Genomic DNA, 24,169 nt, shown 5'->3' with positions numbered 1-24,169 from the left:
TGCGACGGTATCGGCAGGCAACGCTAGAGTGGAGACGACGTATGGCTTGGAACGAGCCTGGTGGTGGCAACCAGCATGATCCGTGGAGCGGCGGGGGGCGACGCGGAGGCGGCGGCAACCGCGGCGGCAATCAGGGGCCACCGGACCTCGATGAGGCACTGAAGAAGTTTCAGGACAAGCTCAACGGCTTGTTGGGCGGCCGTGGCGGCAAGGGCGGCGGTAAAGGCGGCAAGGGCGGTGGGGGGCGTCCACGCAATGCCTTCACCCTGCCGGGGCTGCTGGTCGTCATTGCCCTGGCGGTATGGGCGGCTTCCGGCTTCTATCTGGTCGATCAGGCCGAACGTGGTGTCGTACTGCGCTTCGGCAAGTTCCAGGAAGTGGTGACCCCGGGCCTGCACTGGAACCCGCCGCTGATCGACGACGTGCGCATGGTCAACGTGACCCGCGTGCGCTCGCTGACCCAGACCCAGTCGATGCTCACCCGCGACGAGAACATCGTCGAGGTCGAGATCTCGGCTCAGTATCAGGTAGCGAGTCCGCGCGACTTCATGCTCAACGTGCGCAACCCGCAGCTCTCCATCGAGAATGCGCTGGACAGCGCCCTGCGCCACGTGGTGGGCGGTACCGACATGATCGAGATCCTGACTTCGGGGCGCGAGATTCTCGGCAGCTCCGTGGCCAGTCGTCTGCAGTCCTACCTGGACAGCTACGGCACCGGCATCAGTCTGCAGACCATCAACATCGAGTCCACCTCGGCGCCCGATCCGGTCATCGACGCCTTCGATGACGTGATCCGCGCCCGCGAGGATCGTCAGCGCACCATCAACGAAGGCATGGCCTATGCCAACGCCATCATCCCCGCGGCTCAGGGTCAGGCGCAGCGCCTGATCGAGCAGGGCCAGGGCTATCGCGAGTCCGTGGTGGCCGAGGCACAGGGTCAGGCCAACCGCTTCAATGCGCTGCTGGCCCAGTACCGCAATGCACCGGAGATCATGCGCGAACGCCTCTACCTGGATGCCATTGCCGAAGTGTTCGGCAAGACACCGAAGGTTCTGGTGGACGTCAGCGACGACGCACCGCTCATGTACTTGCCACTCGATCAGCGCCCGGGGGGAACGCGCAGCAACGCCGACGCCCAACAGGGTGAGAGCGGCGAGCTCGACCCGCGCGTGCTGGAGCGCATGCGCAACCTCGACTCGCAGGGCGGTAGCCAAAGCAACAGCAACTCCAGTGGGATCCGCAGGGAGGGCCGCTAAATGATCAACAACCGTTCCCTGCTCATCGTCGGCGGCCTGGCCGCTGCGGCATGGCTGGCCAGCAACAGCCTCTACGTGGTCGACGAGACCGAGCGTGCCGTGAAGCTGCGCTTCGGCGAAGTCGTCGAGGAGAACATCCAGCCGGGCCTGCACTTCAAGGTGCCGATCACCCAGACGGTGCGCAAGTTCGACACCCGAGTGCTGACGCTGGATACCGACCCCAGCCGCTACCTGACCCTGGAGCAGAAGGCGGTGATCGTCGACTCCTACGTCAAGTGGCAAGTGGTCAACCCCACTCGCTACTACGAGGCCACCTCGGGTGACGAAATGATGGCCACTCGGCTGATCCAGCCGCGGGTCGACGAGAGTCTGCGTAACGAGTTCGGTCGCCTCGACCTGCAACAGATCATCGCCGAGCGTCGCGACGACCTGATGACGGGGCCTACCGACGAGCTCGACGACCTGCTGCGCGACGAGCTCGGGGTGGCGATCCTCGATATCCGCGTCAAGCGAATCGACCTGCCCGAGGATGTCTCCTCGGCGGTATACGAGCGGATGCGTTCCGAGCGTGAGCGCGAAGCCCGTGAATGGCGTGCCCAGGGGCAGGAAGAGGCGGAGCGCATCCGCGCCAACGCCGATCGCCGCCGTCAGGTGCTGCTGGCCCAGGCCACCGAGCGTGCCGAGACGCTACGCGGTGAAGGTGACGCCGAAGCCGCAGCGATCTTCTCGGAAGCCTATGGCAAGGATCAGGAGTTCTACCGCTTCTGGCGAAGCCTGAACGCCTACCGCGACAGCTTCAGCGAAGACCAGGACATGCTGGTGCTCGATCCATCCAGCGACTTCTTCCGCTATCTCAAGAGCCCGGACACGCTCGACGTGGAGTAGTCGTAATGCCGGGCGACCCCGTCGGCCGATGCCGGGCGGGGTTCATCCCGGGAACAAACGTGGTAGAATCCTGAAACCGGGCGTGGCCCGGTTTTTTTGTGGGCGTTCCCGGTTGCCCTCCGCCTCGATTCCCTCGTTTTCAGGATGGATGCCATGACCATTGCTGACCGCTGGCTGCTGCCCGACGGCATGGACGAAGTGCTGCCGCCCCAGGCAAGCCGCATGGAGGAGCTGCGCCGGGCGCTGCTCGATCTCTACCACCGCTGGGGCTACGATCAGGTGATGCCGCCACCGGTGGAATTTCTCGATTCGCTGTTGACCGGCACCGGCAGCGACCTCGAACTGCAGACCTTCAAACTCACCGATCAGGCCACCGGCCGGTTGATGGGCGCCAGCGCCGACGTCACTCCCCAGGTGGCGCGAATGGATGCCCACTCGATGCGCCACCAGGGGCCATCGCGGTTGTGCTACTGCACCAACGTGCTGCGCACCAAGGCCGATCTGAACCAGGGTGGCCGCAGCCCGGTGCAGGTGGGCGTCGAACTGTTCGGCCATGCCGGCCCCGAGGCGGACCTGGAGATTCTGCGCCTGTCGTTGGCCAGCCTCCAGGCGGCGGGGGCCGAGGAGCTCCACCTGGCGCTGGGACACGTCGGCATCTACCGCAGCCTGGTCGAGGCCGCCAGGCTGGATGTCGACCAGGAGCGTACGCTCTACGACGCCCTGGCGCTCAAGTCGCCGGGGGCATTGGCCAGCGAAGTGGCGGCCAGCGTTCGCGATCCTGGCATCGCGGACATGCTCGAAAGCCTGGGCACCCTGCACGGCGGTCCGGAGGTGCTGGATGCCGCCCGCGATGCGCTGGCCGGGGCGCCGGCCGCGGTCGGCGAGGCATTGGCGCGGCTGCGCGTCCTCGCCGCGGGCGTGGCCGCCGAGCACCCCGAGGTGGCGCTGTACGTCGATCTGGGTGAGCTGCGCGGCTATCGTTATCATACCGGCATGATGTTCGCCGCCTTCGTGCCCGGCTATGGCCAGGCACTGGCCAAGGGTGGGCGCTATGATGACACCGGCCGTGCGTTCGGGCGGGCACGCCCGGCGACGGGGTTTTCCATGGACCTCAAGCTGCTGGCCACCCTGGGACAGCACGAGCCGCCCTGCGACGGCATCTGGGCGCCCGCCGAAGGCGAGGGGGTCGCCGAGGCGATCGCCGATCTGCGCGGCCGTGGCGATCGCGTGGTGCAGGCGTTGCCCGGGCAGTCGACGGGGCCTGGCGACCATCGCTGCAGCCGACAGCTAGTGTGGCGCGACGGCCAGTGGCAGGTCGCGGACCTGGAAGAGTGAGCGCGGCGTGAGTCAAGCGGACTGACCGCCGAGAGCCTGTCAGGGGCGGTCACTCAATCCGGCACGCCGGTCGAACCTGGCCAACGCCAGCCGGCGATGCAGCAACGAGAGACGAGAGAGCAATGGGCAAGAACGTAGTGGTACTGGGCACCCAGTGGGGTGATGAGGGCAAGGGCAAGGTCGTCGATCTGCTCACCGAATCCGCCGCGGCGGTCGTGCGTTTCCAGGGCGGCCACAATGCCGGGCATACCCTGGTGATCGACGGCGAGAAGACCGTCCTCCACCTGATCCCTTCCGGCATCCTCCGCCCCGACAAGACCTGCGTCATCGGCAACGGCGTGGTGCTGTCCCCGGAAGCGCTGATCAAGGAGATCCGCGAGCTCGAGGACAAGGGCGTGCCGGTGCGCGAGCGGCTGCGCCTGTCGCCGGCGTGCCCGCTGATCCTGCCGTATCACGTACGTCTCGACCAGGCGCGCGAGAAGGCGCGTGGCGTGGCGAAGATCGGCACCACCGGTCGCGGCATCGGCCCGGCCTACGAGGACAAGGTGGCGCGTCGCGGCCTGCGTCTGGGCGACATGCTGCATCGCGAGCGGTTCGCCTCCAAGCTCGGTGAGGTGCTCGACTATCACAATTTCGTGCTGACCCACTACCATGGCGAGCAGCCGGTGGACTTCCAGCAGGTGCTCGACACCGCCATGCAGATGGCCGATGAGTTGCGGCCCATGGTTGCCGACACGGTGGGGCTGGTTCACCAGATTCGCCGCGCCGGCGAGAACATCCTTTTCGAAGGGGCTCAGGGTTCGCTGCTCGACATCGACCATGGCACCTATCCCTACGTCACCAGCTCCAACACCACCGCCGGCGGTACCGCCACCGGTTCCGGCGTGGGCCCGCTCTATCTGGACTACGTGCTGGGCATCACCAAGGCTTACACCACCCGCGTCGGCTCCGGGCCCTTTCCCACCGAGCTGTTCGACGAGCATGGCCGCCACCTGGCCGAGAAGGGCCACGAGTTCGGTGCCACCACCGGTCGTCCGCGCCGCTGCGGCTGGTTCGATGCGGTCGCGCTGCGCCATGCGGTGCAGATCAATTCGGTTTCCGGCCTGTGCCTGACCAAGCTCGACGTGCTCGACGGCCTGGAGAACATCCGCGTCTGCGTGGGCTACCGCAGCAAGGACGGCGAGGTGCTCGACAATCCGGTGGACTCCGAGGGCTACGAAGCCATCGAGCCACTCTACGAGGACCTGCCCGGCTGGAGCGAGTCGACCCTGGGCATCAAGCGCGTCGAGGAGTTGCCGACCAATGCTCGTGCCTACATCAGCTTCCTCGAGGAGAAGGTGGGCACCAGCATCGACATCATCTCGACCGGCCCGGATCGCAACGAGACCATCATCCTGCGCAATCCCTTCGCCGAATAGCGCTGGCGAGCAACGCCGCTGCCGAGTGGCGCCGCAGTATCGAAGGCCGGGTTCTTGCCCGGCCTTCGACGTTTCGAGGGTCCGGTGCGCTCGGAACGTCGCTCAGCCGGCCTGGCGGCGCTGCGCTTCCATGCGCGCCAGGAAGACGCCCATGATGCGGTCGAAGAGGGCGCGGCCCAGCCGGGCATCTTCGATGCCGGCATCCACGTTGGGGTTGTCGTTGACCTCGATCACTACCGTCCGGTTGCCGCTCTGCTTGATATCGACGCCGTACAGGCCGTTGCCGATCAACCGGCATGCCTTGAGGGCCGCCTGCAGCACGTCGGGCGGTACGTCGGCGGGATCGTGCGTGGTGAAGCCCCCGCTCTTCACGCGCGTGCCCGAGTGGTCGTAGATCTGCCAGTGCCCGCGTGCCATGTAGTAGCGGCTGGCGAACAGTACCTGGCCGTCGAGCACGCCGATGCGCCAGTCGTACTCGGTGGGCAGCCACTCCTGCAGCAACAGGAGCGCGGAGGCCTCGAACAGTTTGGCAGCCTCGCGTTCGAGATGCTCGGGGTCGGTGACTTTCACCACGCCGCGCGAGAAGCTGCCGTCGGGCACCTTCAGCACCAGGGGGAAGCTCAGCCCGGCGAGGCGCTCGGCGAGCCGCCCGCGGTCACGGCGCTGCAGTAGGCGGCCCTCCGGGGCGGGGACGCCGCGGGCGCGCAGCAGGGCGTGCAGATAGACCTTGTTGGTACAGCGCAGGATGTCCTGAGGGGCGTCGATCACCACCAGTCCCTCATGTTCGGCCTGGCGAGCCATTCGGTAAGTATGGTGGTCGAGTGCGGTGGTCTCGCGGATGAACAGGGCGTCGAACTCGGCCAGACGCCCCGCGTCCCGCTTGGTGATCAGCGAGACGTCGATGCCCAGCCGGCGACCGGCGCGGATGAAGGCGCGCAGCGCACTGCGGTTGCTGGGCGGCAGGGCTTCCTGGGGGTCGACGAGAATCGCCAGGTCGAAACGGTAGCGCCGGCGCGCCTTGGGGGTGCGCCACACCTTGCGCGAATGGCGATTGAGAGCCGTGGCGAAGAGATCCTGCTCGGCAGCGGCCAGATCGCGCAGGCGCAGCGGCTTCAAGCGGGCCAGGCGCCATTCGCCTTGTCGCTTGACCAGGCGGGCCTCCAGCAACGGACAGGGCAGCCGCTCGAAGAGACGCCGTGCGAGCTTGGCCAGGCCCGGCTCGAGGCACTCGCCGAACAGTACCCGCAGCACCAGGGAGTCGCCGGCCAGCTGCTCCTTGCGTGCCAGGTCGGCGAGCAGCGGCGCGAGGCTCGCCAGCTCGAGGTCGATGAGCGCCTTGCGTGACAGGGCGTTGAGCGTCTCCACCGTGGGCAGCACGCGCTGGCTGCGCGCCTGGGCGAGCAGCGACACGTAGTAGCCGTTGCCCAGGTAGTCCAGGTCGCTGCACAGGTTGATGACGTGGGTGGCGCGCTCCGCCTCGCCGTTGCCCGCCCGGTGGCGACGGTCGATGGCGAGGAAGTCGTCGGCGCTGATCAGGTCTTCGGTGGGGTAGTAGGGGCGCCAGTCATCCAGGCGGTCGACGACGATACGCAGTGGGCACATGGGCGGAGTTCCGGCGAGTGGAGAAGAGTCGTGCCCGCCAAGCATGCCCTTGAGGGGGGCGGCGGACAAGTCGGGCCCCAGCTGAAAAAAATTCATCGAGTCAGGCGCTGACAGGCGCGCCAGGCGTGGTGACAATCCGCTACACAGCCCCGGGAGTGTCGCCATGAACATCACCCTGCGCCAGGGACGGACCGAGGACCTGGATGCCATCGTTCACCTCGAGCAGATCGCCTTCGCCGATGACCGCTTCAGTCGCCGCCAGCTTTGGCACCTGCTCAACCGGGGCCATGCCCTGACCCTGGTGGCCGAGGACGAGCAAGGCGCGCTGCTGGGCTATGGCATGCTGCTGTTTCGGCGAGGCAGCGTGCGGGTACGTCTCTATTCGTTTTGCGTGCATCCCGACGCTCGCGGCGCCGGCATTGGTCGTCGCCTGCTGGAGGCACTGGAACGAGAAGCGCTCGAGCGGGGGGCGGAGTATCTGAGCCTGGAGGTGCGCGCCGACAACCGGGTCGCGCTGAGACTCTATCGTCGCATGGGCTACCGACTGAGTCGCTGGCTCGATGACTACTACGCCGACGGCTGTGACGGCTGGCAGATGGAGAAGGCGCTCAGGCAACCCTGTGAAGCGCCCATGGTGTAGACTGCCGCATGGCGCAACGCGCCTCTCTTTCATCGTGATCAGGACGCCGCCATGCCTTCCTTCGATATCGTTTCCGAATTCGACAAGCACGAAGCCCGCAACGCCGTGGATCAGGCCAATCGCGAGATCCAGGGGCGCTTCGACTTCCGCGGCGTCAGCGCCGATTTCGAGCTTTCGGGCGAGACGGTGACGTTGCAGGCCGAGGTCGACTTCCAGCTCCGGCAGATGCTCGACGTGCTGCGCAACCGCCTCATCGCCCGAGGGATCGATCCGCGCTGCATGGACGTGGCCGAGCCAGAGCTCTCCGGCGTGCGTGCCCGCCAGACGGTGCGCCTCAAGCAGGGGCTCGAGGCCCAGGAAGCCAAGGACATCGTCAAGCGCATCAAGGCCAGCAAGCTCAAGGTGCAGGCGCAGATCCAGGGCGATCAGGTGCGGGTGACGGGCAAGAAGCGCGATGACCTGCAAAGCGCCATGGCCCTGCTCAAGGCCGAGGATGGCCCGGACATTCCTTTGCAATTCAATAATTTTCGCGATTGATGCATGACGGAATCCAGGCTGGCCTGATCCAGGTCAAGGCTCGTGCAGGTCACCTTGAAAATCGCCGGTGCGCCACCAATTCTAAGAACGTAGATAGCCAGTATCGTTAGCGATTTGCGTCATGTTCGAACAAAGGAGGTGGCGTATGAATCTGCAGAAGTTTTCTCCCTGGAACTGGTTCAAGAGCGAGGCAAACGACGCTCCCGCAGCGGGCACCCCGGTGGAGCAACCTCGCCGCGGTGAGCTGTCGCCGCTGCTGGGCATGCACCAGGAACTGGATCGCTGGATGGACAACGTCATGCGCCAGTTCGGCATGCCTTCGCTGGAGAGTCGATTCGGCGACATGCCGGCGCTGCTGCGGCCGCAGCTCGACATCGCAGAGCGCGATCACGAGTATCTGATCACCGTCGAGGTACCGGGCGTCGACGAGAAGGACGTCAAGCTGACCCTCGACGATCAGCGGCTCATCATCGAGGGCGAGAAGCGTCAGGAGAGCACCACCAAGGAGGATCGCTATCAGCGTGTGGAGCGCTCCTATGGGAGTTTCCGCCGCGTGCTCGATCTCCCGGCGGATGCCAAGGCCGAGGACATCAAGGCCTCCTTCGCCAACGGCGTCCTGACGGTGACCGTGCCGCGCAGCGGCGAGGTGAAGTCCAACCGTCGCGAGATCCCCATCCAATGAGCCGTTGCGAACGGCTCGCCGGCCCGCCTCTCGGCGGGCTTTTTTAGTAGGGGCGCGCCAACCGCCTTCATAGTCACAGCCGATTGGCAAGCCGGCAGCGAATGCGCTTGAATGTAGGCACGCATGCCATTGCCGCCGTCATGCGGAGTCGACCGGGAGGACGTACATGCCGACAGTGCGCCGTGTCGCCTATCTCGCTCTCGCCTGGGTGAGTTTCGCGCTGGGCGTGATCGGTGCCTTCCTGCCGCTGATGCCCACCACCTGTTTCATGCTGCTGGCAGTGTGGGCGGCGTCGCGCGGCTCGCCGCGCTTTGCCCTGTGGATACGCGAACACCCGCGATTCGGACCCACCGTGGTGGCCTGGGAAGGCGAGCGCGCCATTCCGCGTCATGCCAAGTACCTCGCCGTGTTGGCCCTGGGCGTGTCGATTCTGGTGCTCGCCCTGACGGTCAGCGTGGTGTGGTTGAAAGCCGCTCTGGTGGCCGGGCTGTCACTCGTTGGCGTATGGATAGTGACCCGCCCGGAACCGAGTCTCGGGTCGGTTCCCGCGTCGCCGTCGCGGCGCTGATCGCGCGGTGCTTTGAGGTTCGGGGCGCGGCCACCGTACAATGGCGGTCGATTTCCGACAGGAGCCATTTCCCGATGTCCGACCCCAAGCCCACCTACCTGAGCGACTATCGACCGCCCGCCCACCGTGTGACGCATGCCGAGCTCTCTTTCGATCTCGACCCGGCTGCGACGCGGGTCAAAGCTCGCTTGCACGTGGAGCGACACCCCGAGCGCGAAGCGGCGGAGCCGCTCGTCCTCGACGGCGAACAGCTCACGCTGGAGGCGATCGCCATCGACGGCCAGCCGCTGGGTGAGGACGAGTACGCCGTGGACGAGCATGGACTGACGGTGCACCGGGTGCCGGAACGCTTCCAGCTCGACACCGAAGTGACGATCGCTCCCCAGGAAAATACCGCCCTGGAAGGGCTCTACCAGTCGAATGGCATGTACTGTACCCAGTGCGAGGCGGAGGGCTTCCGACGCATCACCTTCTACCCCGATCGCCCCGACGTCATGGCCACCTTCTCCACCACGGTGATCGGGGACGTGGAGCGCGAGCCGGTGCTACTCGCCAATGGCAACCCGGTGGAGCGGGGCACGCTGCCGGGCGGCCGGCATTTCGTCACCTGGGAGGATCCCTTCCCCAAGCCTTGCTACCTGTTCGCCCTGGTGGCCGGCGATCTCGAGAAGGTGGAGGACCGTTTCACCACCGCCAGCGGTCGCGAGGTGACCCTGCAGATCTGGGTCGAGGAGGAGAATCTCGACAAGACCGACCACGCCATGGCCTCGCTGAAGCGCGCCATGCGCTGGGACGAAGAGACCTACGGCCGCGAGTACGATCTCGACCTGTTCATGATCGTGGCGGTCAACGACTTCAACATGGGCGCCATGGAAAACAAGGGGCTCAACATCTTCAACTCGGCGGCGGTACTGACTCATCCCCATACCGCTACCGATGCGGCCTTCCAGCGCGTCGAGGGCATCGTCGCCCACGAGTACTTCCACAATTGGTCGGGCAACCGGGTGACCTGTCGAGACTGGTTCCAGCTCTCGCTCAAGGAGGGCTTCACGGTCTTTCGCGATCAGTGCTTTTCTGCCGATACCAACTCGGCGCCGGTCAAGCGCATTCAGGACGTGGCCTTTTTCCGCACTGCACAGTTCGCCGAGGATGCCGGCCCCACCGCCCACCCCGTGCGGCCCGATCACTACATCGAGATCTCCAACTTCTACACCCTGACCATCTACGAGAAGGGCGCCGAGATCGTGCGCATGCTGCGCAACCTGGTGGGCTGGGAGGCCTTCCGCAGCGGCAGCGACCGCTACTTCGAGCGCTTCGACGGCCAGGCGGTGACCATCGAGGACTTCGTGGACTGCATGGCCGAAGCCTCGGGACAGGATCTTTCCCAGTTCCTGCGCTGGTACTCCCAGGCCGGTACGCCGGAGATCGATGCCCACGGCGAGTACGACTACGCCGAGTGCGAGTATCGGCTCACCCTGCGTCAGCGCACCCCGGCCACGCCCGACCAGCCGGAGAAGCTGCCGCTGCACATACCCATTCGGATGGGGCTGGTGGGCACCAAGTCAGGCGAAGATTTGACGCTGACGCTGGAGGGAGAGCAGCTGGGGCGCGATACGGTGATCCACCTGCGCGAGGAAGAGCAGACCTTCGTCTTCAGCGATGTTGCTGAAGCGCCGGTGCCGTCGCTGGCGCGCGGCTTCTCGGCGCCGGTCAAGCTGCGCTTTCCCTACGGCCGCGAGGATCTGGCCTTCCTGCTGGCCAACGACTCCGACGGCTTCAACCGTTGGGATGCCGGCCAGCGCCTGGCGCTGCTGGCGCTGGACGATCTCATCGCCGCCCACCGCAACGGCGTCGAGAAGGTGATGGACCCGCGTGTCGTCGAGGCCTTCCGCAGTCTGCTCGCCCAGGCCGACACGACCGACGACAAGGCCGTGCTCGCCGAGATGCTGACCCTGCCTTCCGAGGCCTACATCGCCGAGCAGCAGCCGCTGGTGGACGTCGACGCCATCCATGCCGCGCGCACCTTCGTCAAGCAGTCGCTGGCGCTCGCCCTGCGCGACGACTTCCTCGCCGTCTATGAGGCGAACCGCAGTGACGCCCCCTATGCGCCGGAGCCCGAGCAGATCGGTGCGCGCAGCCTCAAGAACGTGGCGCTTGCGTATCTCGTGGCGATCGAGGACGACGCCGGCATCGAGCATGCCCAGCAGCAGTTCGCGGCGGACCACAACATGACCGACGTGCGCCACGCCCTGACCCTGCTCACCCACAGCTCGCGCGACGACCTGTCCGACCCGGCGCTGCGCGCCTTCGGCGAGAAGTGGGCCCATGACCCGCTGGTGATGGATCAGTGGTTCAGCATCCAGGTCACCCGGCCGCAGTCGGATGCCCTCGAGCGGGTGCGTTTCCTGATGGATCACCCGGCCTTCTCGCTCAAGAATCCCAACCGGGTACGCGCCCTCGTCGGCGCCTTCGCCGGGCAGAACCGCGTCAACTTCCATCGTCCCGATGGCCAGGGCTACCAGTTGCTCGCCGACGTGGTGATCGAGCTGAACCGTCTGAACCCGGAGATCGCCGCGCGCCTGATCACCCCGCTGACCCGCTGGCAGCGTTTCGACGAAGGGCGGCAGGAACTCATGAAACGCGAACTCGAGCGCATCCGCGCCGAAGAGCTCTCGCCCAACGTCTACGAAGTGGTGGAAAAGGCTTTAGCTCAATAAAGGGCCAATCAGGAGATCAGCCAGCTCAGTACCATCACCCCCAACACACCCCAGACGACGGTGGCGATCAGCCGCCGTCGCAGCAGCGCGCGCAGGGCGAGGTAGAGCAGCCACAGCCCGATGGCCAGTATGGCCACGCTGATCAGTGACGGGGCGATGCCCAGCGATTCGGTCAGGCCGTCCAGGAAGCCGCGGGCGGCGTCGCTGACGTGATGGTAGAGGCGGCTGAGCAGGTCGACCACGAAACGGATCAACTCGCCCAGGAAGCTGCCGAGCCAGGAGAAGAAATCTTGCATGGGCCTTCCAAGGTTGTCAGTCGATCATGTCTAGCACGGTGCCGACGATATCGTCCATGGTGACCAAGCCGACGAGCTTGTTGTCGTCCAGTACCAGAACCCGCTTGACCACGCTGTCGGTCATCAGCCGAGCGACATGGCGCACGTCTAGCGACTCGCCGACGCCGATGGCCGGCTTGGCGCAGACGTCGTAAACGTTGATCAGGTCGATGTCACCCGCTTCGGCAACGATCGTCTTGAGAACATTGGTATAGGTGATCAGCCCCCAGGCGTCGTGGGCATCCTGCTGTTCCACGACCAGGCACTTGAGGTTGTGCTTCTTCATCAGGCTCAGGGCGTCTCGCAGGGTGGCGAAGGGGGAGACCGTCACCACGTCGCGCATCATGATGTCCTTGACCAGCATGCTTTTTCTCCGTCCAGTGAGTCAGACCTCGTGTCGGATCCGTTCTTCGAAGCGTTTGACCTGCGACATCTCGATACCTCCGAGGTGTTCCACGGGCAGCGTCATCACCAGTCCCTTGGAGTCCTCGCCAGTGGGGTTGAGGACATGGCGAATCGCCTTGAGCACCTTGAGCGAGAGGCTCTTCTCCAGGGTCACCAACAAGATGCTTTGACTCCCCTCGTAGGTCAGTCCGAAGAAAGTCTTCTTGCGCTCGCCGCCGATGCCTCGGCCCGTCATCAGCGTCATGCCGACGGCACCAGCTTCCGTGGCGGCATCGATGCACTCCTGTTCCATGTCTTCTGGGACGATCGCCACTAGCAGGGAAAACTTCATGATGTCTCACCTCGTGGTCGCACCACCCTCTCCATGAGAATGGCATAGGTCATTACGGTCACGATAGGGAAGATCGAGGCAAAGGCGATGAGCCCGAAACCGTCGATCAGTACGTTGCGGCCGTCGATCTGGCTGGCCAGGCCGATGCCCAGTGCCGTCACCAGCGGTACGGTGACCTCGGAGGTGGTGACGCCACCAAGGTCGAAAGCCAGCGCTACGATGTAGCGCGGTGCCAGGGCAGTCAGCAGGATCACCAGCAGGTAGCCGGCAATGATGTAGTGGTGGATGGAGTCTCCGCTGATGATGCGGTGCACGCCGATGGTGATGCCGACGGCCACGCCTAGCGCCACCAGCAGCCTAATGACGCTGCCCTGGATCTTGCCGGCGGCGGCTTCTTCCGCTTGATGCCCCACGGCGATCAGAGCAGGTTCCGCCATGGTGGTGGCGAAGCCGATGGCAAAGGCGAAGAGATAGACCCAAAGCCAACTGTCGAAGGCGATGAGTTGTTCGGCCATGCGCTGGCCGATGGGGAACAGGCCGAGTTTCAAGCCGATGACGAAGGCGTAGAGGCCGACGATCACCAGAGCGAAACCGATTCCCACCTTGATAGGGTCGGCGAGGTGGCGTCTGAGTACGGCGTATTGAAAGAACAGTACCACCAGAATGATGGGCAGCACGTCGCGTAGCATGCCCAGTAGGTCGAGGATGGCCTGTAGCGGGCCGGACGTTGGCTGGGTGTCATTACCGGTGCTGATCAGGTCGGCGTTGGCAGGCATGTTGCCACCGTCGGCATAGACGAGGGTGCCGTACAGTTGGACGCTGATCATGGGAACCATGACGGCCAACGCGACCAGGCCGAAGCCATCGATCAGCGGGTTACGGCCGCGAATCGAAGAGGCGAGGCCGATGCCCAGCGCGGCGATCAGTGGAACGGTGACGATGTTGGTGGTGACCCCCCCCGAATCGTAGGCCAGCCCGACGATCTCCTCGGGAGCGAAGAAGGTGACGAGAACCACCAGTACGTAGCCGGTGATCATGTACCAGTGGATGGGGTGGCCCAAAATCACCCGCAGCACGCCGAGTGCCATGACTAGGCCTACAGAGCCGGCGACGATCAGCCGCAGGATCAGGGAATCTATACGCCCTTCGCTGATTTGTTCGGCCTGCGCGGCTACCGCGATCAGCGCCGGCTCGGCGACCACTGCCGAGAATCCCATGGCAAAACCGAAGGCCATCAGAATGGGCAGCGAGCCGCGCCGGGCGAACTGGTTGGAAAGCCGCTTGCCAACTGGAAAGATGCTCAGTTCCAGCCCCTGCAGGAACAGCGCGACTCCCACCGCCACGATCAACAAGCCGACGGCCATGTCTAGCCCGCCTTCCGGCCACTCGCGCAATAGCAGAGCCTGGAAGGCCACCACCACCACGATGATCGGCAGCAGGTTGCGCATGGCGTGAAGCAGGGCGTGGAGAAAGTCCCTCAACTGTTCTTTCAAGTCCGGCTCCCTGGTACTGGTCGGCACTGGCGGCGATCATGCCGTGGAGGCAATCTATCATATTTCATTCCTGGCTCGCGGCGTGGGTTCGGTGCTCTGTCCAATGCCAGCGCTCTGCGGCAATATGGTGCTTACATTCCCTGACCGAATCGGAGGCAACACGATGCTGACTCCCTTCCACCTGGCCGTGCAGGTTCGCGATCTCGCCGAGGCGCGGCGCTTCTACGGCGAGCTCCTGGGCTGTCCAGAAGGGCGCTCCAGCGATACCTGGGTCGATTTCAACCTCTACGGCCATCAGTTCGTCTGCCACCTCAATCCGGCCCTGGGCGACGAGGGCGTCGGCGATCACCGCAATCCGGTGGACGGCCATGGCGTGCCCGTGCCGCACTTCGGCGTGGTGCTGACGATGGCCGACTGGGAAGCGCTGGTCGATCGACTGACCGGCGCCGGGGTGCGTTTCGAGATCGAACCGTACGTTCGCTTCAAGGGCGAGCCCGGTGAGCAGGCTACGATGTTCTTTCGCGATCCCAGCGGCAATGCCATTGAATTCAAAGCATTCCGCGATATCGAAGGCCAGTTGTTCGCTACCTGATTTCGTGAGCTCGATCTTGCTTGAATGCCTTGGCTCTGCTGCAATGAGCCCCCCGAATTCAGGAGATGGCCAATGGTGAAGACACCATGGAAACTTGCGGCCGTAGCGCTCATGGTAGCGCTCGGCCTGGCAGGTTGTAGTGACGACGGTGACGATGCCGCAAGCGAGGCGCCCGAGCAGAGCGAGGCTCCCGCGGCAGAGGAGAGCGCTACCGAGAGCGGTGGGGGTGTCGCCGATGAGTCGTCGGAGAATGACCAGTCCGAAGAGGCCGTGAGCGAGACCGAAGGCGATGCCGCCGAACCGTCGACGGAAAGCGAGGCGACGTCGGATGCCGAGGAGAACGGTCTGGCTGCAGGGGAGGAAAACGACTTGGCGCCCGAGGAGGAGGTCGACCCCGACGCCGAGACGCTGGGCGAATCCCCGACCGAGACTCTGGAAGAAGGGGGGGCCTTGCCGGGCGAAGCGACACGTTCCGATATCGACGCCATCATCGAGGAAACCGAACGTCGCTTCGAGGAAGCGCAGCGGCGCCTCGACGAGCAGTTCGAAGAGGTCGAGGGAGAGTCACCGACCCTCGAGCCGATGGACGACGACGCCCTGGACTTCGACAGCGAGCTCGAGCCCTCCGACGATCTGCCCGAACCCGGCGGCAGCGAGCTCGACGAGCAGGCTGCCCAGGCTGGCGAGCCGACCCGCCGCGACGTCGATGCCATCATCGAGGAGCAGGAGAGGCGCTTCAAGGAGGCGCAGCGCGAGCTCGACGAGCAGTTCGAGAAGGCCGAGCGCCGCGATCCCACCGAGGGGCTCGATGAGCTCGAAGTGCCCGAACCGTCGAACGGCGACTGAAACCGTTCAGGCACGAAAAAGGCCCACCGAGGTGGGCCTTTTCTTGCGGATCGCCGTCGCCTGAGCGAAGACGTACCGACCGAGGCTAGGCCTCAGTCGGTCACCCGGATGTTGGAAGCCTGAAGGCCTTTCTTGCCCTGGGTGACTTCGAAGGACACCTTCTGGCCATCCTGAAGGGATTTGAAGCCTTCAGCCTGGATCTCGGAGAAGTGGGCGAACAGATCGTCACCGCCGTCGTCCGGAGAGATGAAGCCGTAGCCCTTGGTGTCGTTGAACCACTTGACAGTGCCAGTTGCCATTGTCGATTTCCTTGCATTCTTACTGATGGATCGTGCTGGGCACACGGCCGTGCCGGGCCCGAAGTGCGTGGGCAAGACAAGTGAGAGTGCGCTTCGGGTGTATCGACAAATCGAAATACAACTGACGTCGTTCTACTTGCTGTCCAACGCAGCGGATGATGCATCAGGGCCGAAGGAAGCGTCAAGCTGAGCGCTGCCACCGGCTCCGTTGCCCGCCAATCACCAATGTAGAGTGAAATTCCGAGAGCGTCCAGAGAAGAAACGTCGCTTCCTTGGCAGGGGCCTCGTGCCTCCTGAAGGGCGGGATCGGGTAGAATGGACACCACTGCCATTGGCAGTTCGACCTGCGGAGGAGCCCCTTCATGCTGCTGGATGCCCAGTTCTGGCCGTTCTTGATCGCCATCACTTTGCTGACCCTTAGTCCCGGGGTGGACACGCTGCTGGTGATCCGCAACACGGCGCGCGGTGGCGTGCGCGACGGCGTGCTCACCAGCCTGGCCATTTGCTGTGGGCTCTTCGTGCACGCCGCCATTTCGGCGCTGGGCATCTCGTTGATTCTGCTGCAGTCGGCCTGGGCCTTCGGTGTGCTCAAGCTGGCGGGGGCGGCCTATTTGATCTGGCTGGGGCTGGCCAGCCTCCTGGCGGCTCGTCGAGGACAGGCGCTGCCCGTGGCTGGCGTGGGCCAAGACGGGCAGTCGCGCGTGCCGGCGTGGCGGCCGCTGCGCGAAGGACTGCTTTCCAACGTGCTCAACCCCAAGACCGTGGTCTTCTACATGGCCTTTCTGCCGCAGTTCATCGCCCCGGGCGACCCGGCGCTGGTCAAGTCGTTGTTCCTGGCCGGCGTGCACTTCGTCATTGCCAACCTCTGGCAGATCGCCATTGCGGTCATGGTGAGCAGCATCGGGCGGCTGCTGGCGAGCCGTGCCTTCTCCCGCTGGCTCAATGGGCTGACCGGCACGGTGCTGATCGTCTTTGGACTGAAGCTGGCGCTGGAGCGTCAGCCGGGCTGATCCTCGAGGTCACGAGCTACGAGCTACGAGCTACGAGATACGAGCCACGAGCCACGAGCCACGAGCCACGAGCCACGAGCCTCGAGCCACGAGCCTCGAGCCACGGGTTTCGAGTTGCGGGTTTCGAGGGGCGAGTTAGGCTATTGCCCGCAGCCCGCAGCCCGCAGCCCGCAGCCCGCAGCCCGCAGCCCGCAGCCCGCAGCCCGCAGCCCGCAGCCCGCAGCCCGCAGCCCGCAGCTCAGTTCCTAGCCAGCAACGAGGCGTCGTAGCGAACGCGTTTCTCTGCCGCGCTGAGTAGCGAGACCCCGTCGCTGTCCCCACCATTGGCCAGGCTCTCGAAGATCACCCGATAGGTGAGCACGGCCTGGACGTAGTCGCGGGTTTCGCGAAAGGGAATGCTTTCCACGAACAGGTCGAACGCCTCCGGGCCATCGCGCAGCCAGCGGTCGACGCGGCCGGGGCCGGCATTGTAGGCCGCAGCAGCGGCGAGTCGGTTGCCGCGGTAGCGCTCCAGCATGTCGCGCAGGTAGGTGCTTCCCAGTCGGATGTTGAGGGCCGGATCGAGCACCCCATGGAGTCCCGGATCGCCGATGCCCAACTGCTGGCCGACCTGGCGGGCGGTCCCTGGCATCAGCTGCATCAGCCCCCGCGCCCCGGCGGGGGAGAGTGCTTTGGGATTGTAGGCGCTTTCGCGCCGGGCGATGCCCATCAGCAGATAGGGGTCGACCCCCGTGGTTCTGCCCCAGCGCTGGAAGTCATCGCGGTAGGCTGAGGGGAATCGCCATTCCAGGGCATCCCAGAGATTGCCGGCGATGGTGGTCTGGACCAGCTTGGCGTGCCAGCCCCGGCGTGCGGCATAGTCGGCCAGGGCCCGGGCATCCTGGGGGGTTGCGCGAGCCACGGCGGCATACCACTCGCTGGCGGCCAACCCCGGCTCGTCGATGCGCAGCAGTGCCTCGGTGCGTTCGACGGCCGGCCAGGCGGCCACCCGCTCGCGGTCCGTTTCGCTAACGGCGTTGCGCTCCAGGTTGAGTGCATAGGGTTGACCCAGTCGATCGGCTGCGGCAAACCCGAAAAAGCTGCGCTGGTCCGCCGCCGCTGCATAGGCCTGGCGTGCTGTGGACGGATCGCCCAGTTGCTCCAGAGCGCGACCCAGCCAGTACTGCCAGCGCGCTTCCTGCCGTGGGTCGTCGGGCATGCGATGCACCCAGTCGATCACCCCTTGCCAATCGCGCTCGGCGAGTGCAGTACGCACGCGCAGCTCGAGTAGATCCGGCTCGTTCAGGCGGGCGACCACTTCGTCGCGCCAGCCGGCGTGGGCGTCGATGTCGCGCACCAGCAGGTAGAAGGCCAGGTCGCGCTCGATGGCATCGTAGGCGTTTTCCGAAAGGGGGAGGTGTGGAGCGATCCGCTGCCAGGCCTCTAGCGCGGCTTCGGTGTCGGCGCGCGTGAAGCCGTGCATGGCTGCGGTAAACAGCGCATCGCTGCCGCGGCATTCGGGGCCGATGCAGCGGGGTACCTCGGTGACGGCGGAAAAATCCTGCTGCAAACGGTTCAGCGCGGCATTCGCTTCTTGCCAGCGATTGCCAAGCAGGCCACCGAGGTAGCGCACCAGGCCGGATTCGCCCTGCTGCCAGGCGAGGGTCTGGCGTTCCCAGATCTCTTGCTCGCCGATCTCGCCTCGGCTGCGCAGAGTATCGAACAGGGTGTCGCAGGCCTCGGGCTGGGAGCTGCCGACGTGCCAGAGCGCGCGGCCCCCTTCGGCTGCGGTCTGGGGATCGGTGTCCAGCAGGGCCGTATGGTAATAGCACCGGCGATGCGTGCCTTTCGGCTCGCCGTCGGCGACCTGACGCAGGAAGCGGAAACGGCCGGCCGCGCCATAGCGGGCGATGGCCTGGCCGCGCAGCCACTCGCCCAGCGGCGAGTCGGCATAGCGCTCGATGAAGGCGAGGATGCGCTCGGGTTCGATGTTGGGCAGCCGCTCGCGCAGGCGATGATATTCGATGTAACCGACCAGCGGGTGTCCCTCGATGGCTGCCATGTCGACCTTGTTCCACTGCTGCGCGCGTGCCGCCTCGAGCGCGTGGCGCAGCGAGGCATCGCCGGGTTGCGCGAACAGGGAAGGGGCCATCAAACACAGGGAGGCTGCGGTGAACCAGGCGGCGATACGGCGAGTCAGGGGGCGTGGGCGCATGATATCGGCCTCCGGCCGGTTGGGGTCAACGTCCGTCATCCTCGCCCAAGATAGGCGTTTTGAGTAGAGGGTAGATGCCAAATCCCCATATATTAGCGTCTCGTGAGGATAGTGAGCGCTAGCCTCGCTTGCCTTGCCCGTGGCTCGCCGCTAGGCTTCGGGAATGTCGATCAAACGATAGTTTCAGTGCGGGAGGCCAGCGTGAGTCAGCGAGAGCAAGGCGGGGTGAGCGCGAGGGTGAGTCCCGAAGGGTGGCAGCGGGCGCTGACGCGTTTCGTGACAGTGATCCCCCACACCCGTGAGCTGGGCCTGGAGGTGATGGCGGTCGACCCTCCCGAGGTGCTCATGCGTCAGCCCTGGCATGACGACCTGCTCGGGGATGTCTCTCGCGGCCTGGTTCACGGCGGGCTACTCACCATGCTTCTCGATACGGCCTGCGGTTCTTCGGTGCTCTGCGCGCTGCCGACTCCCGAGGTGTGTCCGACGCTCGACCTGCGCGTCGATCATTATCGGCCGGCCGTGGGCGGGTATCCGATCTGGGCGCGTGCGCGGGCAGTGCGTGTCTCCGAGTCGATCGTTTTCACCGAGGGACTGCTGTGGCAGGAGTCGGAGGAGCGTCCCGTCGCCCGGGGCATTGCCAACTTCGTGCGCCTGGGGCCACGCAATACGCCGGCGGGGCTCGTCGAAGCGCTGTTTGCCGAGGAGCCATCCCATGTTTGAAGGTTTCCACGACGTGGCCTGGCTGGAGAAGACCCGTGCCGAGGGCGACGTTGCCGCCTGGCTTGCGTTGATCCCTTATGCCCGTCGCATCGGCGTCAGCGCCGGGCCGGACCCCCGAGGCGAAGGGGTGCTCTTTCGGCTCGATCCCCGTGAAGGCAACGTGGGTAACGTGCTGCTGTCGGCGCTGCACGGCGGCGTGGTGGCGGCCTTCATGGAGACCGCCGCGACGCTGGATCTGATGCTCGCCACCCGAGAACCGCGGCTGCCACGCATCGTCGACGTCTCCATCGACTACTTGCGTACCGCCCGCGTCGAGCCCACCCATGCGCGCTGTGCGCTGCTGCGCGAGGGCCGGCGTCTGGCCAACGTGCAGGTATCGGCTTGGCAGCGCAGCGAGGCCGAACCCGTGGCCACGGCCCGACTTCACTTCGTGTTGATGCATCCGGCGGAGGACGCTTGAAATCGCTCGATGGACCCCCATATCGCTTGGCAGTTCATTGACGGGCGGCGCCATCGGGGCGTCGCCGCTGGTTCAAGCCATGAGGTGAAAGGTCCATGTCCACTGCTACCCGCGAGGAAACGCTCGGCTTCCAGACCGAGGTCAAGCAGCTGCTGCATCTGATGATTCACTCCCTGTACTCCAATCGGGAGATATTCCTGCGCGAGCTGATTTCCAACGGCGCCGACGCCTGCGACAAGCTGCGCTATGCGGCACTGGACAACGATGCGCTCTATGAAGGCGACAGCGAACTGCGCATCGAGATCGAGCACGACAGCGAGGCCGGTACCGTCACCGTGCGCGACAACGGCATCGGCATGAACCGCGACGAGGTGATCGAGAATCTCGGCACCATCGCGCGCAGCGGCACCGCCGAGTTTCTCAAGCAGCTCACCGGTGAGCAGCAGAAGGATGCCCGACTGATCGGTCAGTTCGGGGTGGGCTTCTACTCCAGCTTCATCGTCGCCGACGAGGTCACGGTGCGCACCCGCAAGGCGGGCACCCCTGTCGAAGAGGGCGTCGAGTGGCACTCAAGGGGCGAGGGCGAGTTCACCGTGGCCGACGCCGAGCTGGCGCGCCACGGCACCGAGATCGTCCTGCACCTGAAGGAAGACGCTCAGGAATTCGCCGACGACTTCCGTCTCAAGAGCCTGGTGCGCAAGTACTCCGACCACATCGAGGTGCCGGTGCGCATGCCCAAGGTCGAAAGCGACCGCGATGACGAGGGCAAGCCGATCGAGGGCACCGAGCGTACCGTCTGGGAGACCGTCAACGAGGCCACCGCGCTGTGGGTGCGCCCCAAGAGCGAGATCTCCGACGACGAGTACAAGGCCTTCTACAAGCACGTTGCCCACGACTTCAGCGATCCGCTGACCTGGAGCCACAACAAGGTCGAGGGCAAGCTGGAGTACACCAGCCTGCTCTACGTGCCGGGGCGTGCGCCCTTCGACCTCTATGAGCGTGACGGCGCGCGCGGCGTCAAGCTCTACGTGCAGCGCGTCTTCATCATGGACGACGCCGAGCAGTTCCTGCCGCTCTACCTGCGCTTCATCAAGGGCGTGCTGGACACCCGCGAACTGTCGCTCAACGTGTCCCGCGAGCTGTTGCAGCAGGACCCCAAGGTCGAGAAGATCAAGAGCGCACTGACCAAACGGGCGCTGGACATGCTGAAGAAACTGGCCAAGGACAAGGAGGCCTATCAGACCTTCTGGAACACCTTCGGCAGCGTGTTGAAGGAAGGCCCGGCGGAGGATTTCGCCAACCGCGAGAAGATCGCGGAGCTGCTGCGCTTCTCCACCACCCACACCGACAGCGCCACCCAGGACCAGTCCCTGGCCGACTACATCGAGCGCATGAAGGAGGGCCAGCAGAAGATCTACTACATCGTCGCCGATGGCTTCAATGCAGTGAAGAACAGCCCGCATCTCGAGATCTTCCGCAAGAAGGGCATCGAGGTACTGTTGCTCTCCGACCGCATCGACGAGTGGCTGATGAGCCACCTCACCGAGTTCGACGGCAAGAGCTTCGTCGACGTGGCCAAGGGCGAACTCGACCTCGGCGAGATCGAGGGCGAGGAGGAGAAGAAGGCCCAGGAAGAAACCGCCAAGGCCAAGGAGGAGCTGGTCAAGCGCGTCAAGGAAGCGCTCGGCGACGAGGTCCAGGACGTCAAGGTGACCCATCGCCTGACCGATTCCCCGGCCTGCGTCGTGCTGCCCGAGCACGAGATGGGCTTCCAGATGCGCCGCATCATGGAGGCCGCCGGCCAGAAGCTGCCCGAGGTGAAGCCGATCCTCGAGCTCAACCCCGAACACGGCCTGGTGGCTCGCCTCGAGGCGGCCGAGGGCGAGGGGTTCGGCGACCTGGCGCGCGTACTGCTCGATCAGGCGATCATCGCCGAAGGCGGTCAGCTCGACGACCCGGCCGCCTACGTCAAGCGACTCAACGCCCTGTTGAGCGCCTGACGCAACCCCGCTATCGGCGCCGCCACGGCGGCACCGATGTCCTGCTCAGGCCGCCTTCGGGCGGCCTGAGCGTATCCGCTACTGCGTTACTGGCGCGCTTTACGTCAACGTAACGGAGTGCGCTTCTCCCGAAATTTCAGCCGGATAGTGCTACATTGGGGGAGGCTGTCGTCCGTCCGGCCGCCGGTTGTGCATCGCGGCACCGTCAGGTATGAATGACCGTGCCGACACTTGCAGGTTTATCAATAACCACAAGGGAGATCCAACGTGAAGATTGGTGCACCCAAGGAGCTCGCCAACGGTGAGGCGCGCGTCGCGCTGACACCTGACAGCGCGCAGCTCATCCAGAAGCTTGGACACGACTGCTTGATAGAATCCGGGGCCGGCGCCGCTGCCGGTTTCGACGACGATGCCTACCGCCGTGCTGGCGTCACCGTGGTCGATGGCGCTGAGGCGCTGTGGCGCGATGCCGAGGTGGTGATCAAGGTGCGCGAGCCCCTCGACGAGGAGGTGGGCCATCTGCGCGAAGGACAGACGCTGATCAGCTTCTTCTGGCCAGCGCAGAACGAGGCGCTGCTCGAGCAGTGCCGCGCCAAGGGCGCCACCGTCGTCGCCATGGACATGGTGCCGCGCATCTCGCGGGCGCAGAAGATGGATGCCCTGTCGTCCATGGCCAACATCGCCGGCTATCGGGCGGTGATCGAGGCCGGCAATAACTTCGGACGCTTCTTCACCGGCCAGGTGACCGCCGCGGGCAAGGTGCCGCCGGCCAAGGTTCTGGTGGTGGGCGCCGGGGTGGCGGGACTCTCCGCCATCGGCACGGCCACCAGCCTGGGCGCCGTGGTGCGCGCCTTCGACGTGCGCCCCGAGGTGGCCGAGCAGATCGAGTCGATGGGCGCCGAGTTCCTGTTCCTCGACTTCGATGAGAGCCAGGACGGTGCCGAGAGCGGCGGTTACGCGGCGCCCTCCAGCCCCGAGTTCCGCGAGAAGCAGCTGGCGCTGTTCCGCGAGCAGGCGCCGGACGTGGATATCGTCATCACCACGGCGCTGATCCCCGGCAAGCCGGCGCCCAAGCTGTGGCTCGAGGACATGGTCGCGGCCATGAAGCCGGGCTCGGTGATCGTCGACCTGGCCGCCGAGAAGGGCGGCAACTGCGACCTGACCAAGCCGGACGAGAAGATCGTGACCGACAATGGCGTGACGATCGTCGGCTACACGGACTTTCCCTCGCGCATGGCCACCCAGGCCTCGCTGCTCTACGCCACGAACCTCCGTCACATGCTCACCGATCTTACCCCCGAGAAGGACGGCAAGATCGTGCATGACATGGAAGACGACGTGATCCGTGGCGCCACGGTGACCCACCAGGGCGAGATCACCTTCCCGCCGCCGCCGCCCAAGGTGAAGGCCATCGCTGCGGCCAAGCCCAAACCCAAGGAGAAGGAGCCGACTCCGGAGGAGAAGAAGGCCGCCGAGCTTGCCACCTTCAAGGCGCAGACCAAGCGTCAGGTGACGTTGCTGGGCGTTGGCGGGGCTTTGATGCTGCTGCTCGGCCAGGTGGCGCCGGCGTCGTTCATGCAGCACTTCATCGTCTTCGTGCTGGCTTGTTTCGTCGGCTTCCAGGTCATCTGGGGGGTCAGCCACTCACTGCATACGCCGCTGATGGCGGTGACCAATGCCATCTCGGGCATCATCCTGCTGGGGGCGATCCTGCAGATCGGCTCGGGCAGCGGCATCGTGACGCTGCTGGCAGCGATCTCGGTGCTGATCGCCACCATCAACATCGTGGGGGGCTTCCTGGTCACGCGCCGGATGCTTGCCATGTTCCAGAAATCCTGAGCGGC

At 65.3% G+C, this 24,169-nt stretch carries 23 protein-coding genes; 16 read left to right on the top strand and 7 right to left on the bottom strand.

Translation table 11 applies throughout. The features are described 5' to 3' along the window. The first annotated feature begins 41 nt into the window (after window positions 1–41). From hflK to BLP96_RS15120, 4 genes are all read left to right on the top strand, one after another. Window positions 42–1,256, top strand: coding sequence for an FtsH protease activity modulator HflK (gene hflK / locus BLP96_RS15135; protein WP_089687761.1), 1,215 nt, complete (start codon window positions 42–44; stop codon window positions 1,254–1,256). Beyond that, on the top strand, window positions 1,257–2,141 hold the full coding sequence (gene hflC / locus BLP96_RS15130; protein WP_089687758.1) for a protease modulator HflC: 885 nt from the start codon (window positions 1,257–1,259) through the stop codon (window positions 2,139–2,141). A 153-nt stretch (window positions 2,142–2,294) separates the two neighbouring features. Then, window positions 2,295–3,476: an ATP phosphoribosyltransferase regulatory subunit gene (locus tag BLP96_RS15125; RefSeq protein WP_089687756.1), complete on the top strand. Its 1,182-nt coding sequence runs from the start codon at window positions 2,295–2,297 to the stop codon at window positions 3,474–3,476. Window positions 3,477–3,598: 122 nt separating this feature from the next. Then, on the top strand, window positions 3,599–4,894 hold the full coding sequence (locus BLP96_RS15120; protein ID WP_089687753.1) for an adenylosuccinate synthase: 1,296 nt from the start codon (window positions 3,599–3,601) through the stop codon (window positions 4,892–4,894). 102 nt (window positions 4,895–4,996) lie between these two features. Here BLP96_RS15120 and BLP96_RS15115 read toward each other — a convergent pair whose 3' ends face one another. After that, window positions 4,997–6,496 (bottom strand): RimK family protein, encoded by a 1,500-nt coding sequence (locus tag BLP96_RS15115; RefSeq protein WP_089687749.1) that lies wholly within the window; start codon window positions 6,494–6,496, stop codon window positions 4,997–4,999. 163 nt (window positions 6,497–6,659) lie between these two features. Here BLP96_RS15115 and BLP96_RS15110 point away from each other — a divergent pair, with 163 nt between their 5' ends. The 5 genes from BLP96_RS15110 (at window position 6,660) to pepN (ending at window position 11,640) form a co-directional block, all read left to right on the top strand. Next, window positions 6,660–7,136, top strand: a complete 477-nt coding sequence (locus BLP96_RS15110; protein ID WP_089687747.1) for a GNAT family N-acetyltransferase — start codon at window positions 6,660–6,662, stop codon at window positions 7,134–7,136. Window positions 7,137–7,187: 51 nt separating this feature from the next. Next, on the top strand, window positions 7,188–7,673 hold the full coding sequence (locus BLP96_RS15105) for a YajQ family cyclic di-GMP-binding protein (protein WP_089687742.1): 486 nt from the start codon (window positions 7,188–7,190) through the stop codon (window positions 7,671–7,673). Window positions 7,674–7,818: 145 nt separating this feature from the next. Next, window positions 7,819–8,355, top strand: a complete 537-nt coding sequence (locus tag BLP96_RS15100) for an Hsp20/alpha crystallin family protein (RefSeq protein WP_089687739.1) — start codon at window positions 7,819–7,821, stop codon at window positions 8,353–8,355. Between the two features lie 166 nt (window positions 8,356–8,521). Beyond that, on the top strand, window positions 8,522–8,923 hold the full coding sequence (locus BLP96_RS15095; protein WP_089687736.1) for a YbaN family protein: 402 nt from the start codon (window positions 8,522–8,524) through the stop codon (window positions 8,921–8,923). 74 nt (window positions 8,924–8,997) lie between these two features. After that, entirely contained in the window at window positions 8,998–11,640 is a 2,643-nt protein-coding gene (gene pepN / locus BLP96_RS15090) for an aminopeptidase N (protein ID WP_089687732.1), read from the top strand. Window positions 11,641–11,648: 8 nt separating this feature from the next. Here pepN and BLP96_RS15085 read toward each other — a convergent pair whose 3' ends face one another. From BLP96_RS15085 to BLP96_RS20540, 4 genes are read right to left on the bottom strand one after another with little or no spacing between them, the layout of a single operon-like run. After that, window positions 11,649–11,936, bottom strand: coding sequence for a hypothetical protein (locus tag BLP96_RS15085; protein ID WP_089687729.1), 288 nt, complete (start codon window positions 11,934–11,936; stop codon window positions 11,649–11,651). 16 nt (window positions 11,937–11,952) lie between these two features. Further along, a complete protein-coding gene (locus BLP96_RS15080; protein ID WP_089687726.1) occupies window positions 11,953–12,339 on the bottom strand; it encodes a CBS domain-containing protein in 387 nt (128 codons plus the stop codon). A gap of 21 nt (window positions 12,340–12,360) precedes the next feature. Further along, window positions 12,361–12,711 (bottom strand): P-II family nitrogen regulator, encoded by a 351-nt coding sequence (locus tag BLP96_RS15075; protein WP_089687723.1) that lies wholly within the window; start codon window positions 12,709–12,711, stop codon window positions 12,361–12,363. Next, the gene (locus tag BLP96_RS20540; RefSeq protein ID WP_340147977.1) at window positions 12,708–14,204 is read right to left on the bottom strand and encodes a DUF1538 domain-containing protein; all 1,497 of its coding nucleotides are present in this window, start codon (window positions 14,202–14,204) and stop codon (window positions 12,708–12,710) included. The genes BLP96_RS15075 and BLP96_RS20540 overlap by 4 nt, the downstream gene beginning before the upstream one ends. A 163-nt stretch (window positions 14,205–14,367) precedes the next feature. On the opposite strand from BLP96_RS20540, the gene BLP96_RS15065 reads away from it, so the two are divergent. Both BLP96_RS15065 and BLP96_RS15060 read left to right on the top strand, forming a co-directional pair. Continuing rightward, complete coding sequence (locus tag BLP96_RS15065) at window positions 14,368–14,796, top strand: VOC family protein (RefSeq protein ID WP_089687718.1); 429 nt, start codon at window positions 14,368–14,370, stop codon at window positions 14,794–14,796. 72 nt (window positions 14,797–14,868) lie between these two features. After that, window positions 14,869–15,642, top strand: a complete 774-nt coding sequence (locus BLP96_RS15060) for a hypothetical protein (protein WP_089687712.1) — start codon at window positions 14,869–14,871, stop codon at window positions 15,640–15,642. A gap of 92 nt (window positions 15,643–15,734) precedes the next feature. On the opposite strand, the gene BLP96_RS15055 is transcribed toward BLP96_RS15060, so the two are convergent. Further along, window positions 15,735–15,941, bottom strand: a complete 207-nt coding sequence (locus BLP96_RS15055; RefSeq protein WP_089687709.1) for a cold-shock protein — start codon at window positions 15,939–15,941, stop codon at window positions 15,735–15,737. Between the two features lie 362 nt (window positions 15,942–16,303). Between BLP96_RS15055 and BLP96_RS15050 the strand changes: the two genes are divergently transcribed. Next, window positions 16,304–16,951: a LysE family translocator gene (locus BLP96_RS15050; RefSeq protein ID WP_089687707.1), complete on the top strand. Its 648-nt coding sequence runs from the start codon at window positions 16,304–16,306 to the stop codon at window positions 16,949–16,951. Window positions 16,952–17,189: 238 nt separating this feature from the next. On the opposite strand, the gene BLP96_RS15045 is transcribed toward BLP96_RS15050, so the two are convergent. Further along, window positions 17,190–19,145: a transglycosylase SLT domain-containing protein gene (locus BLP96_RS15045; RefSeq protein WP_089687704.1), complete on the bottom strand. Its 1,956-nt coding sequence runs from the start codon at window positions 19,143–19,145 to the stop codon at window positions 17,190–17,192. A 201-nt stretch (window positions 19,146–19,346) separates the two neighbouring features. On the opposite strand from BLP96_RS15045, the gene BLP96_RS15040 reads away from it, so the two are divergent. From BLP96_RS15040 to BLP96_RS15025, 4 genes are all read left to right on the top strand, one after another. After that, window positions 19,347–19,865 (top strand): PaaI family thioesterase, encoded by a 519-nt coding sequence (locus tag BLP96_RS15040; RefSeq protein WP_089688024.1) that lies wholly within the window; start codon window positions 19,347–19,349, stop codon window positions 19,863–19,865. After that, window positions 19,858–20,325 (top strand): PaaI family thioesterase, encoded by a 468-nt coding sequence (locus tag BLP96_RS15035; RefSeq protein ID WP_089687701.1) that lies wholly within the window; start codon window positions 19,858–19,860, stop codon window positions 20,323–20,325. The genes BLP96_RS15040 and BLP96_RS15035 overlap by 8 nt, the downstream gene beginning before the upstream one ends. 95 nt (window positions 20,326–20,420) lie before the next feature. Further along, on the top strand, window positions 20,421–22,325 hold the full coding sequence (gene htpG, locus BLP96_RS15030) for a molecular chaperone HtpG (protein WP_089687697.1): 1,905 nt from the start codon (window positions 20,421–20,423) through the stop codon (window positions 22,323–22,325). A 267-nt stretch (window positions 22,326–22,592) separates the two neighbouring features. Further along, on the top strand, window positions 22,593–24,164 hold the full coding sequence (locus BLP96_RS15025; protein ID WP_089687694.1) for a Re/Si-specific NAD(P)(+) transhydrogenase subunit alpha: 1,572 nt from the start codon (window positions 22,593–22,595) through the stop codon (window positions 24,162–24,164). Window positions 24,165–24,169: the final 5 nt, after the last annotated feature.

This window comes from Billgrantia gudaonensis, from assembly GCF_900100195.1.
Taxonomy (GTDB): domain Bacteria; phylum Pseudomonadota; class Gammaproteobacteria; order Pseudomonadales; family Halomonadaceae; genus Halomonas; species Halomonas gudaonensis.
The sequence above is the reverse complement of the archived record's forward strand: the minus strand, read 5'-3'. Positions and strand labels throughout refer to the sequence as shown.

Bases quoted from the DNA above. Each gene is read 5' to 3' on its own strand.
- BLP96_RS15095 (WP_089687736.1), top strand. From the start codon at position 8,522: ATGCCGACAGTGCGCCGTGTCGCCTATCTCGCTCTCGCCTGGGTGAGT.
- BLP96_RS15045 (WP_089687704.1), bottom strand. From the start codon at position 19,145: ATGCGCCCACGCCCCCTGACTCGCCGTATCGCCGCCTGGTTCACCGCA.
- BLP96_RS15080 (WP_089687726.1), bottom strand. From the start codon at position 12,339: ATGCTGGTCAAGGACATCATGATGCGCGACGTGGTGACGGTCTCCCCC.
- BLP96_RS15085 (WP_089687729.1), bottom strand. From the start codon at position 11,936: ATGCAAGATTTCTTCTCCTGGCTCGGCAGCTTCCTGGGCGAGTTGATC.
- BLP96_RS15060 (WP_089687712.1), top strand. From the start codon at position 14,869: ATGGTGAAGACACCATGGAAACTTGCGGCCGTAGCGCTCATGGTAGCG.
- BLP96_RS15065 (WP_089687718.1), top strand. From the start codon at position 14,368: ATGCTGACTCCCTTCCACCTGGCCGTGCAGGTTCGCGATCTCGCCGAG.
- BLP96_RS15125 (WP_089687756.1), top strand. From the start codon at position 2,295: ATGACCATTGCTGACCGCTGGCTGCTGCCCGACGGCATGGACGAAGTG.
- hflK (WP_089687761.1), top strand. From the start codon at position 42: ATGGCTTGGAACGAGCCTGGTGGTGGCAACCAGCATGATCCGTGGAGC.
- BLP96_RS15050 (WP_089687707.1), top strand. From the start codon at position 16,304: ATGCTGCTGGATGCCCAGTTCTGGCCGTTCTTGATCGCCATCACTTTG.
- BLP96_RS15120 (WP_089687753.1), top strand. From the start codon at position 3,599: ATGGGCAAGAACGTAGTGGTACTGGGCACCCAGTGGGGTGATGAGGGC.
- BLP96_RS15075 (WP_089687723.1), bottom strand. From the start codon at position 12,711: ATGAAGTTTTCCCTGCTAGTGGCGATCGTCCCAGAAGACATGGAACAG.
- BLP96_RS15055 (WP_089687709.1), bottom strand. From the start codon at position 15,941: ATGGCAACTGGCACTGTCAAGTGGTTCAACGACACCAAGGGCTACGGC.
- htpG (WP_089687697.1), top strand. From the start codon at position 20,421: ATGTCCACTGCTACCCGCGAGGAAACGCTCGGCTTCCAGACCGAGGTC.
- BLP96_RS15035 (WP_089687701.1), top strand. From the start codon at position 19,858: ATGTTTGAAGGTTTCCACGACGTGGCCTGGCTGGAGAAGACCCGTGCC.
- BLP96_RS15110 (WP_089687747.1), top strand. From the start codon at position 6,660: ATGAACATCACCCTGCGCCAGGGACGGACCGAGGACCTGGATGCCATC.
- hflC (WP_089687758.1), top strand. From the start codon at position 1,257: ATGATCAACAACCGTTCCCTGCTCATCGTCGGCGGCCTGGCCGCTGCG.
- BLP96_RS15115 (WP_089687749.1), bottom strand. From the start codon at position 6,496: ATGTGCCCACTGCGTATCGTCGTCGACCGCCTGGATGACTGGCGCCCC.
- BLP96_RS15105 (WP_089687742.1), top strand. From the start codon at position 7,188: ATGCCTTCCTTCGATATCGTTTCCGAATTCGACAAGCACGAAGCCCGC.
- BLP96_RS15100 (WP_089687739.1), top strand. From the start codon at position 7,819: ATGAATCTGCAGAAGTTTTCTCCCTGGAACTGGTTCAAGAGCGAGGCA.
- pepN (WP_089687732.1), top strand. From the start codon at position 8,998: ATGTCCGACCCCAAGCCCACCTACCTGAGCGACTATCGACCGCCCGCC.